The 15,319-nt window shown below is 76.5% G+C and carries 13 protein-coding genes; 6 read left to right on the forward strand and 7 right to left on the reverse strand.

Translation table 11 applies throughout. The annotated features are described in order from the left end of the window. Positions 1-141 precede the first annotated feature (141 nt). Positions 142-867: a TetR/AcrR family transcriptional regulator gene (locus IPO09_14905; protein MBK9518608.1), complete on the forward strand. Its 726-nt coding sequence runs from the start codon at positions 142-144 to the stop codon at positions 865-867. Positions 868-880: 13 nt separating this feature from the next. Here the strand turns inward: IPO09_14905 and IPO09_14910 are convergent, their stop codons facing one another. Continuing rightward, on the reverse strand, positions 881-1,963 hold the full coding sequence (locus tag IPO09_14910; protein ID MBK9518609.1) for a hypothetical protein: 1,083 nt from the start codon (positions 1,961-1,963) through the stop codon (positions 881-883). 50 nt (positions 1,964-2,013) lie between these two features. On the opposite strand from IPO09_14910, the gene IPO09_14915 reads away from it, so the two are divergent. Further along, complete coding sequence (locus IPO09_14915; GenBank protein ID MBK9518610.1) at positions 2,014-2,622, forward strand: DUF938 domain-containing protein; 609 nt, start codon at positions 2,014-2,016, stop codon at positions 2,620-2,622. 117 nt (positions 2,623-2,739) lie between these two features. Here IPO09_14915 and IPO09_14920 read toward each other — a convergent pair whose 3' ends face one another. From IPO09_14920 to IPO09_14930, 3 genes are all read right to left on the reverse strand, one after another. Further along, on the reverse strand, positions 2,740-3,021 hold the full coding sequence (locus tag IPO09_14920; protein MBK9518611.1) for a cytochrome c3 family protein: 282 nt from the start codon (positions 3,019-3,021) through the stop codon (positions 2,740-2,742). 165 nt (positions 3,022-3,186) lie between these two features. Beyond that, a complete protein-coding gene (locus IPO09_14925) occupies positions 3,187-4,233 on the reverse strand; it encodes a J domain-containing protein (protein ID MBK9518612.1) in 1,047 nt (348 codons plus the stop codon). A gap of 140 nt (positions 4,234-4,373) precedes the next feature. Beyond that, positions 4,374-5,921, reverse strand: a complete 1,548-nt coding sequence (locus IPO09_14930) for a sel1 repeat family protein (protein MBK9518613.1) — start codon at positions 5,919-5,921, stop codon at positions 4,374-4,376. Positions 5,922-6,041: 120 nt separating this feature from the next. Here IPO09_14930 and IPO09_14935 point away from each other — a divergent pair, with 120 nt between their 5' ends. The 4 genes from IPO09_14935 (at position 6,042) to IPO09_14950 (ending at position 9,453) form a co-directional block, all read left to right on the forward strand. Next, the gene (locus IPO09_14935; protein MBK9518614.1) at positions 6,042-6,869 is read left to right on the forward strand and encodes a ferredoxin; all 828 of its coding nucleotides are present in this window, start codon (positions 6,042-6,044) and stop codon (positions 6,867-6,869) included. Between the two features lie 160 nt (positions 6,870-7,029). Beyond that, positions 7,030-7,521: a hypothetical protein gene (locus IPO09_14940; protein MBK9518615.1), complete on the forward strand. Its 492-nt coding sequence runs from the start codon at positions 7,030-7,032 to the stop codon at positions 7,519-7,521. A 149-nt stretch (positions 7,522-7,670) separates the two neighbouring features. Then, a complete protein-coding gene (locus IPO09_14945) occupies positions 7,671-8,657 on the forward strand; it encodes an NAD(P)H-quinone oxidoreductase (GenBank protein MBK9518616.1) in 987 nt (328 codons plus the stop codon). Positions 8,658-8,667: 10 nt separating this feature from the next. Continuing rightward, positions 8,668-9,453: a DUF169 domain-containing protein gene (locus IPO09_14950; protein MBK9518617.1), complete on the forward strand. Its 786-nt coding sequence runs from the start codon at positions 8,668-8,670 to the stop codon at positions 9,451-9,453. 304 nt (positions 9,454-9,757) lie between these two features. Here the strand turns inward: IPO09_14950 and IPO09_14955 are convergent, their stop codons facing one another. The 3 genes from IPO09_14955 to IPO09_14965 all read right to left on the reverse strand — a co-directional run bounded on the left by IPO09_14955 (position 9,758) and on the right by IPO09_14965 (position 15,251). Next, positions 9,758-10,219, reverse strand: a complete 462-nt coding sequence (locus IPO09_14955; GenBank protein ID MBK9518618.1) for a pyridoxamine 5'-phosphate oxidase family protein — start codon at positions 10,217-10,219, stop codon at positions 9,758-9,760. A 136-nt stretch (positions 10,220-10,355) separates the two neighbouring features. Beyond that, on the reverse strand, positions 10,356-11,540 hold the full coding sequence (locus IPO09_14960) for a methyltransferase domain-containing protein (GenBank protein MBK9518619.1): 1,185 nt from the start codon (positions 11,538-11,540) through the stop codon (positions 10,356-10,358). Between the two features lie 177 nt (positions 11,541-11,717). Beyond that, a complete protein-coding gene (locus IPO09_14965) occupies positions 11,718-15,251 on the reverse strand; it encodes a hypothetical protein (protein MBK9518620.1) in 3,534 nt (1,177 codons plus the stop codon). Between the last annotated feature and the right edge of the window lie 68 nt (positions 15,252-15,319).

The raw sequence follows: 15,319 nt of genomic DNA on the forward strand, positions 1-15,319 counted from the left end.
GGCTCCTGGCGGGGCGGACGGGGGCCCCTGGTTTCGGCGGGGTGCGGTGGCACCCCTGGTGCGGGCGGGGCGCCGTGGCGTCCCGTCTATGTGAACACCGTACACATTGCCAACCGAAGTGAACGGTGTCAACATGAGGCCATGGCAAAGACGCCTGACGCCCCATCGAAGCCGCGCTACCACCACGGCGACCTCCGGAACGCCTTCATCGAGGCGGCCGTGTCGCTGGTGGCCGAGCACGGCGTGCAGGCCTTCAGCCTCCGCGAGGCCGCCCGCGAGGTGGGGGTGTCGCCGGCGGCCGTCTACCGGCACTTCGAGGACAAGGAGGCCCTGCTGGCCGCCGTGGCCGCCGAGGGGTTCGGCCGGCTGGCCACCGCCATGGAGCGGGCCCTCACCAGGACCGCCGGTGAGCCCGGCTCGGCCGCCCGGGCGGTGGCCGCCTTCGGGGCCATGGGCGAGGCCTACGTGGAGTTCGCGGTGCGCCAGCCGGCCCGCTTCCGCGTCATGTTCGGCCCCTGGTGCCCGCACCAGGACCAGGCCGAGCTGCCTCCCGAGGTGGCGCCGCTGGGGCGCGACCCGTTCCAGATCCTGCTCGACGCGCTCGACGAGCTGGTGGCCGCCGGCGCGGTCCCCGCGGCCGCCCGCCCGGGCGCCGAGGTGGCCGCCTGGTCGATGGTCCACGGGCTGGCGGGGCTGGTGGTGGACGGCGCCCTGCCGCTCGGGCCGGCCGAGCGGGCCGGGGCGACCGGCCTGCTCTGCCGCACGCTGCTGGCCGGCCTCGGCTGCCCGCCGGCCCTGCTCTCGCCGGCCGCCCCGGTGGAGGCCGACCCTCGCCCGCCGGCCGCGCGGAAGGCCCGCCGGAACTGACCGGCCGCGCGGCTCAGAGCGGCGCGAGCCAGGAGAGGCCCACCACCAGGTCCGGCGCGTTGGAGTTGTAGAACCAGGTCCAGCGGGTCTCCGGACGGTCACCGATGGTGAAGTCCTCGAGGAACCAGGCGGTCAGGCCGCGCCAGCGCACGCCGAACCCCAGCTGGTTCTGGCTGCGGGTCACCGCGGTGAGCGCGTCGCCCTGGGTGGGGTCACCGAAGAGCGTCCAGCCGCGCTCGAAGAGCGCCGACTGGGCGCGGGTCTCCGCCACCAGCGCCCAGTCGCCGCGCCAGGCCACCAGCGAGAGCTCGGCGCCGTACTGCCAGGGGCGCAGCCTGAGCGGCAGCCCGCCCGGCAGCTGCGAGACCCGCCGCGCCGAGAGCTGGGCGTGGGCGGTGAGCCAGCCGGCCAGCGCCACGCTGCCGCCCAGGCCGGCGCCGGCGTCCACCCCGCCCGACCCGCCGAAGTCCGCCGGGCGTCCCACCGGCAGCTTCAGGTCGAGCCGGAGGGCGGCCGCCCAGGGGCGCCCGTCGAGCTGGCCCTCGGCCAGCCGGAGCGAGGTGCGCAGCGCCAGGTCGCCCGCCGCCAGCCGCGCCGAGGTGACGCTGGCCACCTTGCCGCCGCCGGGCTCGAGGAGCGTGAGCCCCACCCGGTCGCTCGGATAGTCGGGGCGCTTGAAGCGGTTGTAGGCGCCCAGCACGTGCCAGGCCTCGATGATCCCGTCGGTGTAGCCGCCCCAGTGCTGGACCAGGCGCCACTCCACCGTGGTGGCCAGCCGCTCGGCCCAGGGGCCCGGCCCCACCAGCCGGTCCCAGGGCAGCCGCAGCGCCACCACCAGCGCGTCCGACTGCTCGTCGAGCTGCACCAGCACGAACCGCTCGTTGCGGGTCAGCAGGGTGGGCGTGCTCCAGCTGTTGGCCAGCTCCCAGCGGACGTCCAGGGTGGCCGGGCCGGGGCGCGCGTCCGCGAGCGGCAGGTCGAGCAGGAGCAGGCGCAGCGGGCCGGGCGTGACCACCCCGAGCGGGCGGTCCGGCCTCGGCGCGGCCGCGCCGAGGAGCGAGAGGCAGAGCAGCGAGAGGAGCCTCGGCCGCAGCATGGCCCCGGTTCTAGCCCGCGCCGCGGCGCGGGGCGAGGCATGATGCGGCGGTGAAGCGGACCGCCCGCCTGGCGCTGGCCAACCGGCACCTCCTGCTGGAGGCGCTCGGTCCGTGGCTGGAAGCGGAGGCGGGCGCGGCCGGCCGGCCGCTGGTGCTGGAGCTCGGCAGCGGCACCGGCGAGCACGCCGTGGCGCTGGCCGGCGCCTTCCCGGGGGCCGACTGGCAGCCCTCCGACCCCGATCCCGAGGCCCGCGCCTCCGTCGCCGCCTGGGCCGCCGAGGCCGGCCACCAGAACCTGCTGGCGCCGCTCGACCTGGCCCTGGGCGCGCCGGCCTGGCGGCGCCGCCGCTTCGACGTCCTGCTGTGCGTCAACGTGCTGCACGTGGCGCCGCCCGGGGCGGGGCGCGACCTCCTGGCGGGCGCGGCGGAGGGGCTGCCACCGGGAGGGGTGCTGCTGCTCTACGGCCCGTTCAGCCGCGGCGCCGAGCGGCTGCCGCGGCTGGAGCGCTTCGACCAGGCGCTGCGCGCCCACGACCCCGCGCTGGGCGTGCGCGCGCTCGAGCCGCTGCTGGGAGCGGCCGCGGCGCTCGGCCTCGCGCTGGTGGCCGACACCGGCGGCGCCGAGCAGGGCGATCGGCTGCTCCTGCTGCGGCGCTGAGCGAAGGCGGCGGGCGCCCCTCCCGTCACCGGGGCGGGGCCTCCCTCACCGGCGCGGCGCGCCCACCCGGGCGCGGCGGGGCGGCGGACGGTTCGCGCCCGCCGCCGGCCGCTCGACTCACTTGGCCTTGACGTGGCACTCGGCGCACTTGGCCGGGCCCTTCTTCTCCGCCTTGTGGCACTCCAGGCAGAGCTTGTGGGCCGCGTCCTTGCCCAGCTTGCCGATGGCCTTGGCCTCGCCGGGGCCGTGGCAGACGGCGCACTTCACCGCGGCGTGGGTGGCGTGCTTGAAGGTCACGTTGCCCTGCTTGGCCTCCAGCACCTGCGGCTCCTTGGGAGCGGTGGCGGCGGAGGCGTTCAGGGCGAAGAGGGCGGCGGCGACGAGGACCAGGCGCTTCATGGGTGCTCCTTCGAGCGGGAGGGTGTGCCGGCTGCTTCGAGGTGGTGACGCGCCGGCCCGTGAAGTTAGTCACGTGGGCGCGCCGTCCGGGCAGCGACACATCGCCGCGCGCTCGTCTGCCGCACGGCGCGCCCGGCCCGGGAGCGCGGGGCCTACCGTGGCGCGCTAGGGGGCCTGCCGGGCGTTGTGGCGGAAGATGGTGCCGCGCGCGTCGTCCAGGTCGAGGTCGCTGACCAGGCCGCGCTGCACGAAGTAGCGGCCGATGGGCTGCTGCAGCCGGAGCTGCTGGCCGAGCAGGGCCAGCAGCTGGAAGGGGGTGAGGTAGCCGTGGCGCACGGCGAACTCGCCGAAGGGCTGGCGCACCCCCTCGGCGCGCCGCCGCTCCAGGATCTCCGCCACCTCGAACCGCTCCAGGAAGCCGAAGTCCACCGCGATGCGCCCCACCGCCGGGCGCTGCGTGCGCTGCCAGGCGACGGCCGCCACGAAGTCCTGCCAGCCCACCCGGCCCGAGTAGTAGAGGAACTCGGCCAGGCGAAGGCGGCGGCGCGGCAGGCCGGCCACGGCCCAGGGCGGGACGGCCGGCGCGGCGCGGGGGGGCTCGAACCTCGACCGGTCGGGGGGCGGCGCCGAGGGCCCGGCGGCCCGGGCGCTCCAGCGGCGGCCTGCGGCGGCGGGTGGCGGCGAGACCGGCGGCGTCACCGGTGGCGCTGCGGCGGCGGCGGCGGCCGCGGCGCGGGCCCGCTGCCCCTCGCCCCCGGCGGCGCGCCACGCCTGGCCCGTGGCGGTCGGCCCCGTGCGCTCGGCGCCGCGGGGAGCGGCGCCAGGGGGCGGGGCGGCGGATCGGCCGGGCGGTGGCGTGGCCGGCCGGTGCACCCGGGCCCGGCCAGGCGGCGGCGCGGCGCGGGCGGCCGGGCGCGGCGTCGGCGGCGGGCTCGGCGGCGGGGGCGGGCAGAGGGTGGGCAGCGGGCCGGCCCTGAGCCGCACCAGCAGCTCGTAGGCCTCGGAGACGGCGCGGAACTCGCGGGCCAGCTCGGCCTCGCTGCGCCCCAGCACCACCGCGCGATCCGGGTGGGTCTCGAAGGCGCGGCGACGGAAGGCGCGCTTCAGCTCGCCGTGCCAGCCGCCCTGGTCGGCCGCGGCCACGAAGGTGGGCCCGAACATCACCGTGCCGGCGCGGACCACCTCGTCCCAGCTGATCTCGTGCACCAGCACCTGGCCGCCGCCTCCACCCGCCCCCGGTTCGATATCGGGTGGAATCTAGGTCGAGGCGTCGCCGGTTTTCCAGTTTTCGTCGAGCGCTGGCCCGAGGCGGGGCCGGGTCGGCGCGGCGGTTGCGCCCCGCGCCCCGCCCTTCACCGCCCGTCGATCTTGACCTGCACCGTCACCCACAGCGCGGACGGCCGGCCGGAGGGCTCGGCGCCGGGGACCCACTCGCAGGCCCGCACCGCGTCGGCGATGGCCGCCACCAGCGGCTCGGGCGCGGGGGTCACCGCGTGGAAGAGGATGGGGGTGCCGTTGCCGTCCACCGCCAGCTTGACGGTGGCGCCGCCCACCGTGCCGCGGAACTCCGGCGGCACGCGCAGCTTGCGCTCGATGCAGCCGGGCTCCTTGAGCGCGGGGCGCAGGCCGCCGGGCGGGGTGAGCGTGGGCGGGCTGCCGGCCGGGGCCGACTCGAAGGCGAAGCGCACCAGGTACGGGCCGGCCAGGCCGCCGGCCGGCACCGGGAACTCCCAGCCGGTCACCACCTCGGCCGCGCAGGTCTCCAGCTCCGGATCGGCGGGCGCCGCGGCGGCGCGCACCTCGGCCGGGCTGCCGTCGGCCTCCACCAGGAAGGCCACCAGCACCTCGGTGCGCACCCCCGGGTTCTTCCGCTCCGCCTGGTAGCAGCTGCCCAGCTGGTGGCGGCGCAGCGCCACCAGCAGGTCCACCGGCGGGTCGCCGGCGTCGCCCGGGCGCGGCGCGCCGCCGAGGTCGAGCCGGCCGCGCAGCTCCGGCGGCACCGCCGCCAGCAGCGCCTCGGTGGGCCGGCGCACCTCCTCCCGGGCGCGGCGCGGGCCGCGCGAGGAGGGGGTGAGGTCGGTGGGGTGGAACCCGCCGGCGCCGGGGATGCCGAGCGCCAGGCTGCGCGGCTCGTCCACCAGGCGCGGCGTGGGCGTGCGCACCGAGGGCGGCGGCACCGGCAGGCCGGCCAGGTCGCAGGCCGGGGCGATGGCCGCGGCGCAGGCGGTGGCATAGAGCGGCGCGGGGGACACCTCGCCCGGCACCTCGGCCGAGCGGGTGGCCAGCAGCCCGAGGCGGTAGCAGGCCAGCGGCAGGCCCCCGTCGCAGGCCTTGCGCAGGGCGCGCACCGCGCCCGGTACGTCGCGGGGCACCAGGGTGCCCGCCTCCAGGGCGCTGCCCAGGTTGAGGCAGCCCTCCGGCACGCCGGTCTCGCAGGCGGCGCGGAACCAGCGGACGGTCTTCTGGCCGGCCTCGCCCGCCTCGTCGGGGCGCAGCGCCAGCGTGTTCACGCCCTCCACCGTCATGACGCCCAGGTTGGAGCAGGCCAGCGCGAAGGCGCCGTCGCAGGCGCGCCGGGACAGGGCCACGGCGCGCGCGTCGCTCTGGGCCACGCCCCGGCCGATGGCCGAGAGGACGCCCAGGTCGGCGCAGCCGGCCGCCTCGCCCATCTCGCAGGCCTTGGTGGCGTAGGCGGCGGCCAGCCGGTCGTCCGGCGCGGCGCCCTGCCCGAGCAGGTGGGCGCGGCCCAGGTCGCGGCAGGCCACCGGGTACCCGAGGGTGCAGCGGGACTCCAGCGTCTCGGCGGCCGCCCGCGGCGGCGGGCCGGACGGGGCGGTGGCGCAGGCGGACAGGAGCGACAGGCAGGCGGCCAGGCGGAGGGTATCGTTCGAACGGGGCATGACGGGTGACCTCTGGCGGCGAGGGATAACACGGATCCTCGGGACCCCTTGCCCCCGGGGAAGCGATCTTTGACCCCGTCCGGCTTCGGGATCGCGCGGCGGGCATGGCATAACCCGCCCATGCTGCGAAAGATCGTGCAGATCGACGAGGCCCGCTGCGACGGCTGTGGTGAGTGCCTCTCCTCGTGCGCCGAGGGGGCCATCGCGCTGGTGGGCGGCAAGGCCCGGCTGGTGTCGGAGGTCTACTGCGACGGCCTGGGGGCCTGCCTGGGCGACTGCCCGCAGGGCGCCATCTCGGTGATCGAGCGCGAGGCGCCCGGCTTCGACGAGGGCGCGGTGGCCGACCACCTGGCCCGCCTCGGGCGGCCCGCCCCGGCCCACGCCACCGCCCGCCCGGCCGACCAGGGCGCGCCACACGCGCCGGCGGCCCACCCCGCGACCGGCCACCAGGGCCACGCCCACGCCGCGCCGCCCGGCGGCTGCCCCGGCTCGGCGCCGCGCGCCCTGCCTCGCCTCGGGCTCACCGTGGTGAAGGACGCCCCGGGCCCGGCCGCGCCGCCGGCGCCGCGCCAGGGCGGCTCCACGCTCTCCCACTGGCCGGTGCAGCTCACGCTGGTGCCGCCCGGCGCACCCTGGCTGAAGGGCGCCGACCTGCTGGTGGCCGCCGACTGCGTGCCCTTCGCCTACGCCGGCTTCCACGCCGACCTGCTGGCCGGCAAGGCGCTGGTGGTGGGCTGCCCCAAGCTCGACGACAACCAGGCCTACGCGGCCAAGCTGGCCGACCTGATCGCCAGGAACGACCTGCGCTCCATCACGGTGGTGCGCATGGAGGTGCCCTGCTGCGGCGGGCTGGCCTGGGCGGCGCGCGAGGGGCTGGCGCGCAGCGGCTCGCAGGTTCCGCTCACCGACGTGGTCATCGGCGTGGACGGCTCGGTCCGGAGCGCCTGAGCGGCCGCCGCGGGGCTCCGGCAGGCCCACGGGTCCCGCGCGGGGCCTCGCCCAGGGGCCAGCCGGGTCGCGGCGCGGCGTAAGCGAACGCTCTCCTCGCCGGCCCTGTCCCCCGCTCCCCCGGCTTTACGCTGGGCGCGCCGCCGCCGAGAATCGGTTGGTGCCCCACCAGTCTCACCGCGCCCTCGGCCCGCTGCCGCTGCTGCACCACGTGCTGGCGGCGCTGGCGCTGGTCGCGGCGGTGGTCCCGGCGCTCTACCTGTACTTCGGCGTGGCCCTGCTGAGCGGCGGCTTCGGCCCCGACCACGGCCCCGCCGCGCCGGGGCTGGCCTGGCAGGTGGTCGGCGGCGGCCTGGCCGGCGTCCTCCTCATGGCGGGCTACGCGCTCCTGCTGGTGAGCGCCGGCCGCGCCCTCGGCGGGCTGCGCCGCTGGCAGCTGGTGTGCGCGACCGCCTGGCTCTCGCTGGCCTTCCCGCCCTTCGGCACCCTGCTCGGGGTGGCCACGCTGCTGACGCTGCGCCGCCCGGAGGTGCGCCGCCTCTTCGGGCGCGCCGCCACGGCCGCCTGGCCGCCCGCCGGCGCCCCCCGCGGCGGGCCGGTCGGCGGCGCCCTCGGCGGGCCGGGCCGCGCCTCCGCCCCGCTGGCCTGGTGACGCGGGCGGGCCCGGCCCGCTATCCTGCGCCACACGTCGAGCCCGACCTGGCGCCACCCCGGCGCCGCGCCGGCCGGCGCCACCCACCAGGTGGTCCGCTCACGGCGCCCTCCCCGGCCCGCCGGCGGGCCCGGCGCGAGGCGATCCCAATGAAGGCGGTCCGATTCACCGGCAAGGGTGGTCCGGAGGTGGTGGAGCTGGCCGAGGTGGAGCAGCCCAGCCCGCAGCGCGGCGAGGTGCTGGTGCGGGTGCGCGCGGCGGCCATGAACCGGGCGGATCTCCTGCAGCGGCGCGGCCTCTACCCGCCGCCCCCCGGGTTCAGGGAGGACATCCCGGGCCTGGAGCTGGCCGGCGAGGTGGCGGCGGTGGGCGCCGGCGTGACCGCCTGGAAGGTGGGCGACCGGGTCATGGCCATCGCCTCGGGCGAGGCCCAGGCCGAGTACGCGCTGGCCCACGAGCGGATGCTGCTCCGGGTGCCGGAGGGGATGAGCCTCACCGACGCCGGCGCCCTCCCCGAGGCCGGCCTGACGGCCCACGACGCCATGTTCACCATCGGCGGGCTGCGCCCCGGCGCCGCCGTCCTCATCCACGCGGTGGGCTCGGGCGTGGCCACGGCGGCGCTCCAGATCGCGCGGGCTGCCGGCGCGCTCACCATCGGCACCAGCCGCACCGCCGACAAGCTCGAGAAGGCCAGGGCGCTCGGCCTCGACCACGGCATCCTGGTCGGCCAGGAGGAGCCGAAGTTCGCCGAGGAGGTCCGGAAGCTCACGGGGAAGCGCGGCGCCGCCGTGGTCCTCGACTTCGTGGCCGGCGCCTACACGCCGGAGAACCTCAGCTGCGTGGCGCCGGGCGGCCGGATCGTCATCATCGGCACCATGGGCGGCGGCAAGCCGGTGGTGGACCTGGGCCTGCTGATGCGATCGCGCGGCAGCATCGTGGGCACGGTGCTCCGCCCGCGCCCGCTCGAGGAGAAGATCGCCGCCACCGTGGCCTTCGGCCGCGACGTCTTGCCCCTCATCGCCGCCGGCCGGGTGAAGCCGGTGGTGGACTGCGTCCTCCCCGCCGCCCGCGCCAGGGAGGCGCACCAGCGGATGGAGGCCAACGACTCGTTCGGGAAGATCGTGCTGGAGTTCTGAGGAGGTCCCCATGGACGCCGCCACCCTCGCCAAGCACCTCGAGCAGCACCTGCGCATCGCCACCTTCCCGGTGGGACTCCGCGCGCTGGCTCCCGGCGAGCCGGTGCCCGCCAAGGCCAGGCGCCCGAAGCAGGACCTGCACGTGGAGGTGGCCATCTGCCAGGCCATCAGCCTGGCGCGCCGCTCCGGCATGACGCTGGTCTTCGGCCGGGAGGACGTCTCCTGCCCGCTCGCCAAGGCGGCGTTCGGCTTCGAGCCGCTGCTCGACTACTACGCCAAGGGCTCGCTGGCCGAGGGCATGTACGCCGCCTGCGGGGAGGCCGGCGCGGCCTTCGAGGCGGCGCTGCCCCGGTTCGCGCCCGGTGAGGTGGCGGCGGTGGTGGCCGGGCCGCTGGCCCGCCTCACCTTCGAGCCGGAGATCGTGGTGGTCTACGGCAACCCGGCCCAGATCCTGCGCCTGGTCAACGCCGCGCTCTTCGAGAAGGGCGGCGCCTTCAAGACCGAGTTCACCGGGCGCGGCGACTGCACCGACATCGTCATCCGCACCCGCCGGACGCAGGAGCCGCAGCTGATCCTGCCCTGCTACGGAGACCGGATCTTCGGCATGGCGGCCGACGACGAGCTGGCCTTCACCTTCCCCTTCGCCCAGGCCGAGCGGTTCGTGAAGGGGCTGGAGGGGACCCACGCCGGCGGCATCCGCTACCCGATCCCGGTCTACCAGCGCTTCACCGCCGCCTACCCGCCTGCCTACGCGGAGCTGGAGCGGCGCTGGCGCGAGTCCGGCGGCGAGGGCTGAGGGGCCGGTACGCCGGGCAGGCCCCGGGCGGGAGGTGGGCTGTCCCCAGGTCTCGGGGCGTGGCTGCGGGCGGTGTCACACCGCGGCTCGAGGGCGGTCTTCCAGGTACGAGGCGCCCGTGGACCACCGGCGCCTACCCCTCGAGGAGCCCTCCATGACCAAGCGCTCGCCGCAGCCGCACCTCGTGCCCTCCACCTGGGCCACCCTGCTCTTCGACCTGGCCGTGCCCGCCGTGGCGGCCTTCCTCACGGTCGGCCTCTTCGTGCTGGTGGCGCGCTAGCGGCGCGATGGACGGGACGAGGACTCAGGCCCCGACGATCTCGGACCCCGAGACCCAGGCCGCGGCGCCGAAGCCGCCGATGTAGCGCGCCTCCACCGGCGCCAGCGCCCAGAGCTGGAAGCTGAGCTCGAAGTAGGTGGCCGCGTCCGGGTGGGACGTGAGGTAGTGGGCCCGGGCCCCGGCCTCCTCCACGCCGTCGAGCCGCCGGACCTCGCCGATCAGCGTGGCGCGCTGCGCCTGCTGCGGATCGCCGGCGGCCTTCTCCAGGAGCAGCAGCGAGGCCCGGCCGTCCTTCACCAGGTTCTTGGTGTGCTGCGCCAGGTGGGAGATCAGCAGCAGCGGCTCGCCGGTGGGCAGGGCCGCCACCGGCACCAGCGAGCCGTAGGGGAAGCCGGCCGGCTCCAGCCCCAGGGTGGAGAGGAGGCCGTGGCGGGCCTCCTGCACCAGCGTGCGCACCGCCTCGGCCCGTTCGGAACGACTCGCCATCGAAGACCTCCCGCACGCCGCCCTGGCGCGCACCGCCTGTGGATGGAACGTGCGCCCCGGCCTCCCTATTCAGTACCCCCGGCGGCCCCGCGGCCCCCGCCCCAGGCAGGCCCGGGTGGCGCGGGCGCCAGGCCGGTCACCCGCCGGGCCGAGGCACCGGTCGGCCGGCCGCGGCCAGCAGCGTCACCCGGGAGCCGGCGCCCAGCGCCAGGCCGTCGCCCCGCGCCTCGGCCCCCTCCAGCGCCACCACGTCGCCGCGCAGCAGCGCCTCGAAGCGCCGGTTCCCCTCGCCGACGTGCTTCTCCTGCAGCGCCAGCCCCATGCGCCCCTCCGGGCCGCAGCCCATGTAGCGGAGGCGACCCTTGCCGGCCAGCGGCTCGGAGACCACGCGGAAGACCCGGCCCGGCGGCGGCTCGGCCCAGCCCTCGCCCGGGGGCGCCAGCACCAGGTAGCTCATCTTGACCGCCTCCTTGCGCAGCCCGGCCGCCTTGCCCACCTGCGCCACCAGCGGCGGCGGGGCGATGGGGCGCTCGGCGTGGCACCAGTCGGACGGCTTCAGGAGCGCCGGGCAGGCGCCGCGGAACAGGCAGGGGGCGCGCACCGCCGCGCCGCCGGCCACCAGGAGATCGCGCACCTCCAGCAGGGCGCGCGAGGTGTCGCGCAGCGCCGGCTCGATGATCACCAGCGAGCCGCCGGGGGCCAGGAGGGCGCGCGCCTCTTGCAGCAGCGCCGCCCGCCGGGCCGCCTGGCCCTCCCCGCTCCACAGCTCGTTGAGGACGTGGCCGACCAGGATGGTGTCCGGCGCCTGGCCGCCGGCCACCAGCTCGGCCAGCGGCCGGCCCTGCGTCGGGTTCCACTCGCGGGTGGCCAGCGGCTCGCCGGAGAGGCGCGCCAGCTCGCGCGCCGCGGCCAGCGCCTGCTTGGCCCGGTCGCCGGCCGTCACCTGCGCCGCCCCGGCGTCCAGCGCCGCGAAGGCCAGCGGCCCGGGGCCGCTGCCGAGGTCCAGCACGGTGCGCGGGGGGCGCGGCAGCTCGGAGAGCACCCCGCGCGCCTGCAGGTAGGAGATGGGCCAGTAGAAGAGCAGGTAGGCGCCCAGCAGCCGCTCGTCGTCGAGGTAGCGGGCCCCGACCAGCTCGCGCTCCCGGGTCAGCCCGCTGGAGAGCCGCGTCACCGCGGCGGCCACCTCGCGCAGCTCGTCGGGCAGCAGCGCGTCGGGCGGCGGGCGCGGACCGGAGCGGCGGCCGCGCCGGGCGGCGCGCCAGACGGAGAGGAGGCGCGGGATCCAGGCCGCGAGGTCGTCGGCGGGTGAGCGCACGGGCAGGTTCTACCACCGGGGAGGTGGCCGGGGGCGGCGGCGTCCTGGCCCCTCGGCCCGGTCGTCCGATGCAGCCCGGCGTGCGGCCCTATCCCTCCTCGGGGCGCGCCAGTTCACACGTGTGAACTGGCCGGCCCGGTGAGCGCGCTCGCCCGGCTGGTGGCCCGGTGCGACGCCACCGGGTCACGGAGAGGGCCAGCGCTCGAAGTAGGTGAGGCGCGGCTCGATGAAGAACCCGTAGGGGTTGGTCGCTGGGCTGCGGCGCAGCTCCTCCTCCAGGGCGCAGAAGGTGGTCCCGTCGGCCGAGATCCAGACGGGCTGCCAGCGGCGCAGGGCCCGCCGCGGATCCCCTGCCGCCGGGAACCTCACCACCTCGATGACCTCCCCGAGGACGGACCAGGTCACGGCGCCCGCCTCGGTGGCCCGGTCCACCGTGCCGTCCCCGTTGGTGTCGCCGAAGAGGTTCAGGCCCGAGCCGTCGGCGTAGAGCTCCCACCCGAACCAGTAGAGGGACGGCAGCTGCCCATCGACCCACAGCTCGGGGATGTCGTTGTTGATCTGGTTCACCCAGTACTCACCGGGATTCGTGGCCACCGCTGCCCCCGCGAGGCTGAGGCCGGGGTCCTTCTTGAAGGCCAGGTCGAGGCCGCCGTGCATCGCGCCGCCGGGCTCGAGATGGACCGAGAACACCGAGTAGAAGCCGGCCCGCTCCGCCAGGATCCTGACGATCTGCTGCGCGCCGTCGGCGTAGGTCACCTTCAGGTCACCTGTGGTGATGGTCCAGGTGAGGGCCCTGCCGGACTTGGCGGAGGAGCCAGACCCGTCCGCGGCCAAGGTCAGGAGGTCGCCGTTGATCCTGGCGGCGAGGGGGGCCAGGCTGGGTCCGCTCACGCCGGCGCTGTAGTAGGCGTTGGTGGCCCAGACCCCCGTGGCGAGCGCCGCGGTGAAGGGGATGGCGGGGTTGAGCCGCTCCTCCCGGAGCAGGGACTGGTAGGTGAAGTCGTAGGGCGCCGAAGGCGCCACGGTCGCGCCTCCGACGAGCACCGGCGGCCAGGTGGTGGTCCCTGCGTAGGTCTGCTCGGCCCAGAGCTGGCGCGTCCCCATCAGCACCGGCTGGAACCGGAGCGTGGTGATGGTGTCGGTCTGCTGCACCTGGGTGGCGGGGGCGTAGGCCGCCCTCACCTCGGCGGAGAGAGGCAGGGAGGCCACGGGCTGGAAGGAGGTGAAGGTGATCGGCGCCTGGGTGATGTCTGCCGTGAGCACCCCCTGGACCACCTGCCACGTGAGCGGGTGCAACGCACCGACGTCGAGGTAGCTGCCCGTGCCGTCGGCCGCCAGCTCGAGCAGGTCACCTCCGCGCGGGAAGTAGCCAGGCGTCGGGGCGTAGGTTGCGTGGTAGGCGCCGCCACCGGAGGGCACGGTGAACGCAGGCACCACCTGCGGGTCGGCCAGCAGGGCCGCCCGGGCCTCGTCGAGCGGGGCCGTGCTGCCGGCCGCCGCCGCCACCTGGGCCTGGTAGGACTTCAGCACGGCCGGATCCGTGGCCAGGAAGAGCCAGTCCTGCCCGGCCGGCGGGGGGTAGAGCGTGGGCTGGTCGATGCTCACCTTCACCGCGGCAGCGATGTCGAGCAGCTGGGTGCTGGAGACCACCTGCTCGGCCTCCACGATCTGGAGGTCCGTGGTCGGAATGGCGAAGCCGTTGGCCTGGCCGACCGCGCCGTAGCGGGCCAGCGACAGCGGTGAGAGGGTCACGCTGGTGGTCTCGGCCTCGGTGATGACGAGCGGCCCGTGCTGGCCGTGCCCCAGCGCGTCGAAGCTCCCGAGGACGCTGAGCAACATCACCGAGCCCTGGCCCGAAGCCGGATCCCCGACGGCCGTCCCGAACACCACGGCCGACCGATCCACCACGTCGAGGGTGGCCGTGTAGGTGCCACTGGCGTTGAGCGTCCCCTCGGCCTGAGTCTGGCCGTACCAGAGCCCGGCCCGGCCACCTGGCAGGGACACCCCGGCCACCTGGCCCGTCACCGTGAGGGTCTGCGCCATGGTGACGGTCACCGTGGCCGTGGCCGACTGGGCGCCGTCGCTGGCGGTGTAGCTGAAGGAGGCCGTTCCGGTGGCGCCCGCCGAGGGCGGCGTGAACTGGAGCTTGCCGGCCACCACCGCCACGGAGCCGCTGGTCGGGGTGGTGGCGCTCACCAGGTCGAGGCTGCCGCGCGGGGCGCTGTCGTTGGCCAAGACGTCGATCAGCACCGGGGCGCCGTTGCGGGCCACGGCCTGATCCGGCAGGGCGGTCGGGGCGCAGGAGGTGAGCTCGCAGGCCGGGCCGCAGCCCGTGGCCAGGCAGACCTGGCCGCCGGCGCAGACGCTCCCCTGCGCCGGGCAGGTGGCGCTGGCGCCGCCGAAGGCCACGAGCTCGTAGGTGGTGACCTGCGTTGGAGCAGCGCTGACCGAGGTCTGCCACTTGACCCGACCGACCCCTGGGGCCCACCAGCTCACCAAGGTCGATCCGCCGCTGGAGTTGGTGGTGGTCAGCTTGAAGGCCTGGAAGGAGCCCAGGGTCGTGACCACGGGCTCGGGCGCGGCGACGGTCACGGTCACGACGCTGTTGCCCGTTCCGCTGCCACCCAGGGTGGAGGTCCGGGTCTCCACCGCTCCTGGCGTCAAGGTGGCAGGGTAGAACAGGAGCGGCGGCGAGTAGGTCACGGTCGAGAGCACGGTCCCGTTGGCCGCGAGCGACTGCGACTGGACCACGTAGGCACCCGTCCCGATCCGGACCAGGTCGTTCAGTGAATAGCCGGGCTGGTCGGGCCGGGTCACCTTGCGAGTGAACGTGGCCCCCGAGGTGGCGACCACCTCGAAGGTGGTCCGGTAGGCGGCGCCGGTCGGCGGCGTGACCTGGTAGGTCATGGTGGCGCCGAGCGCGGTGGAGTCGAAGGCGTCCGCGGTGCAGCTCCCCGCGCTGCAGGCCCCGCCACCACAGGCCGTACCGTCGGCCACGTTCGCGTGGCTGCAGCCGCTCACCCCGTCGCAGGCGTCGGCCGTGCAGGCGTTGCCGTCGTCGCAGCTCACCGGCGCGCCCACCACGCAGCTCCCCGCCTGGCAGGTCGAGACCGCCACGCAGGCCGTCGCCGCTCCGCACGCCGTGCCGTCGGCCACCGGACCGCTCGCCGCGCAGACCGGCGCCCCGCTGGCGCAGGCCATCGCCCCGGCCTGGCAGGCTGCCAGCCCCTCCGCGCAGGTCGCCCCTTCCGTGCAGGCCGCCCCCACGAACCCCAGGCTGAAGTGGGTCACCTGCGCCGTCACCCCGCTCGCCGTCACCGTGGCAGGCAGCGCGTCGTAGCTGTTCTCGCTCCCGGGCTTGGTCCAGTAGACCGCCGCCGTCGCCCCCACCGCCAGCCCCGCCGGCTTCGGCAAGGTCACCGTCACCGGGCTCGAGAAGGTGGTCCCCGCCGGTCCGAAGCGGTAGCGCGGGTTCCCGCTCGGGCCATTCGTCCCGTCCGCCGCCACCGTGATGGCCCGGTCGCCGGCCAGCGCGCCGCCCGGGATGGTCACCGCCGCGCCGGTGGAGAGGGTCACCGTGCCGCCCGCGGTGCCTACGGTCCCCGTGCCGTCGGGAGGCGGGGTGGGGGTGCTGCTTCCTCCACCACCGCCACAGGCGGAGAGGAGGAGCAGCGCGCAGGCCGACACGGACTTCGCTCCGAGCTTGCCCTTCGTCATCGCGTTCACTTGGACCTCAAGTCGTTGCTTCGTGAGGAGGAACCGTGGGAGTCGGATAGGATCGGCCT

The sequence above is a fragment of the Anaeromyxobacter sp. genome, from assembly GCA_016718565.1.
GTDB lineage: Bacteria > Myxococcota > Myxococcia > Myxococcales > Anaeromyxobacteraceae > JADKCZ01.

Coding starts and splice junctions, on each gene's coding strand:
- IPO09_14905 (MBK9518608.1), top strand. CDS start 142: ATGGCAAAGACGCCTGACGCCCCATCGAAGCCGCGCTACCACCACGGC.
- IPO09_14910 (MBK9518609.1), bottom strand. CDS start 1,963: ATGCTGCGGCCGAGGCTCCTCTCGCTGCTCTGCCTCTCGCTCCTCGGC.
- IPO09_14920 (MBK9518611.1), bottom strand. CDS start 3,021: ATGAAGCGCCTGGTCCTCGTCGCCGCCGCCCTCTTCGCCCTGAACGCC.
- IPO09_14930 (MBK9518613.1), bottom strand. CDS start 5,921: ATGCCCCGTTCGAACGATACCCTCCGCCTGGCCGCCTGCCTGTCGCTC.
- IPO09_14935 (MBK9518614.1), top strand. CDS start 6,042: ATGCTGCGAAAGATCGTGCAGATCGACGAGGCCCGCTGCGACGGCTGT.
- IPO09_14945 (MBK9518616.1), top strand. CDS start 7,671: ATGAAGGCGGTCCGATTCACCGGCAAGGGTGGTCCGGAGGTGGTGGAG.
- IPO09_14950 (MBK9518617.1), top strand. CDS start 8,668: ATGGACGCCGCCACCCTCGCCAAGCACCTCGAGCAGCACCTGCGCATC.
- IPO09_14955 (MBK9518618.1), bottom strand. CDS start 10,219: ATGGCGAGTCGTTCCGAACGGGCCGAGGCGGTGCGCACGCTGGTGCAG.
- IPO09_14965 (MBK9518620.1), bottom strand. CDS start 15,251: ATGACGAAGGGCAAGCTCGGAGCGAAGTCCGTGTCGGCCTGCGCGCTG.